The organism is Mycobacterium sp., assembly GCF_049683935.1.
Taxonomy (GTDB): domain Bacteria; phylum Actinomycetota; class Actinomycetes; order Mycobacteriales; family Mycobacteriaceae; genus Mycobacterium.
Genome location: NZ_JBAUJR010000125.1, coordinates 1 through 2,289, shown reverse-complemented (window position 1 = coordinate 2,289; position 2,289 = coordinate 1). Strand labels below are relative to the sequence as shown.

At 67.1% G+C, this 2,289-nt stretch carries 2 protein-coding genes and 1 pseudogene; 1 reads left to right on the top strand and 2 read right to left on the bottom strand.

Features of this window, described 5'->3' with window-relative positions; translation table 11 throughout:
- Both WA965_RS07625 and WA965_RS07620 read right to left on the bottom strand, forming a co-directional pair.
- On the bottom strand, positions 1-794 hold a 794-nt coding region (locus WA965_RS07625), incomplete at its 3' end, for an aspartate-semialdehyde dehydrogenase (protein WP_526447304.1).
- 36 nt (positions 795-830) lie between these two features.
- Complete coding sequence (locus tag WA965_RS07620; RefSeq protein WP_526294052.1) at positions 831-2,096, bottom strand: aspartate kinase; 1,266 nt, start codon at positions 2,094-2,096, stop codon at positions 831-833.
- Between the two features lie 85 nt (positions 2,097-2,181).
- On the opposite strand from WA965_RS07620, the pseudogene WA965_RS07615 reads away from it, so the two are divergent.
- Positions 2,182-2,289 (top strand): annotated as a pseudogene (locus WA965_RS07615) (nitroreductase family protein); the annotation flags it as partial.

Genomic DNA, 2,289 nt, shown 5'->3' with positions numbered 1-2,289 from the left:
TGCGAGAACTCCACATTCATCGACAGCGAGTGTCCGGTGTAGACCGGCACCCGCACGCAGGTGCCGGAGACGGCCAGATCGGGGATGCCGAGGATCTTGCGGCTCTCGTTGCGCAGCTTCTGATCCTCGTCCGTCTCGCCGGATCCGTCGTCGACGATCGATCCGGCAAGGGGCACCACGTTGAACGCGATCGGTGCGACGTACTTGTCGGGCGCCGGGAAGGCGACCGCGCCACCGTCGTGCACCAGTTCCTGGCTGTCGGCGACGACGGCGCTGGCCTGACCGAACAGTTCCTCGACCCCGGCCAACCCGCTGCCCGAAACCGCTTGGTACGTCGAGGCGATCATCCGCACCAGGCCGGCCTCGTCGTGCAGCGGTTTGAGCACCGGCATCGCGGCCATCGTGGTGCAGTTCGGGTTGGCGATGATGCCCTTCGGACGGTTGTGGGCATCGCGCGCGAAGTTGACCTCGGACACCACCAGCGGTACGTCGGGATCCTTGCGCCACGCCGACGAGTTGTCGACCACCACCGCACCCGCGGCCGCGAATCGCGGTGCCTGCACCCGCGACATCGTCGCGCCCGCGGAGAACAGCGCGATGTCCAGGCCGGACGGATCGGCGGTCTCGGAGTCCTCGACCTCGATCTCCTGACCGCGAAACTCCAGCTTCTTTCCGGCGGAGCGCGCCGAGGCGAAGAACCGCACCTCGGTGGCCGGGAAGTCGCGCTCTGCCAACAGTTTCCGCATCACCTGGCCGACCTGGCCGGTCGCTCCGACTACACCTATGCTCACCATTTCAGATCCCGTCGCTTCGCTCGCCCCGCCATGTTCTCAGCGCCCCGTTCCCGCGTACACGACGGCTTCTTCATCGCCGCCGAGTCCGAACGCGCTGTGCAGCGCGGCCACTGCACTGTCGAGTTCGGTGTCCTTGATCAGCACCGAGATGCGGATCTCGGAGGTGGAGATCAGGTCGATGTTGATGCCCGCTTCGGCGAGTGCCTCACAGAAGGTTGCCGTCACACCGGGGTGCGACCGCATGCCCGCGCCGATCAGCGACACCTTGCCGATGTGGTCGTCGTAGAGCACCCGGGTGAAGCCGATCTCGTCCTGCAGCGAGGTCAGCTTCTCCACGGCGCCGGGCCCGCTCTCCCGCGAGCAGGTGAACGTGATGTCGGTCTTGCCGTCTTCGACCTTCGAGATGTTCTGCAGAACCATGTCGATGTTCACGTCGGCGTCGGCGACCGCGCGGAACACCTGGGCGGCGTAGCCGGGGACGTCGGGCAGTCCGACGACGGTGACCTTGGCCTCGCCGCGGTCGTGCGCGACTCCGGTGAGGATGGCGTCTTCCATCGGGATGTCCTCCATCGATCCTTTGACGAGCGTGCCGGGTTTGTCGGAGTACGACGACCGGACGTGGATGGGCAGGTCGAAGCGGCGCGCGTACTCCACGCAACGCAGCATCAGCACCTTGGCACCGGCGGCGGCCATCTCCAGCATCTCCTCGAAGGAGACGGTGTCCAGCCGGCGGGCATCGGGAACGATGCGCGGATCTGCGGTGAAGATGCCGTCGACGTCGGTGTAGATCTCGCACACATCGGCCTTGAGCGCGGCCGCCACCGCGACCGCGGTGGTGTCCGACCCGCCGCGGCCTAGCGTGGTGACGTCTTTGGTGTCCTGGCTGACACCCTGGAATCCGGCGACCAGCACGATCTGGCCGTCGTCGAGCGCCTGACGCAGCCGCCCGGGGGTGACGTCGATGATCTTGGCGTTGCCGTGGGTGCCGGTGGTGATCACGCCGGCCTGGGATCCGGTGAACGATCGGGCCTGCGCGCCGAGCGACTCGATGGCCATCGCCACCAGCGCGTTGGAGATGCGTTCGCCCGCGGTCAGCAGCATGTCCAGCTCGCGAGCCGGCGGCGCCGGGCAGACCTGTTTGGCCAGGTCCATCAGCTCATCGGTGGTGTCGCCCATCGCAGAGACGACGACAACGACGTCGTTGCCCGCCTTCTTGGTCTCGACGATGCGCTCGGCCACACGACGGATTCGATCGGCGTCGGACACCGAGGATCCGCCGTATTTCTGTACGACGAGCGCCACTACTGAACCTTCCATTGCCGGGGGGATGCCCATAAAGGATAAAGGCTGCCCGCATCCGATTAATCCCGCCGGTAGCGTCGCGACCGTGCCCGACGCACCCGCCGGCCGGTTGGCCGACACCTCAGTCCCGATCCACCCTGCCCTCGCGGCCCGCTGGAGCCCGCGGGCTTTCGACCCCGTCGCGGTGCTGGCC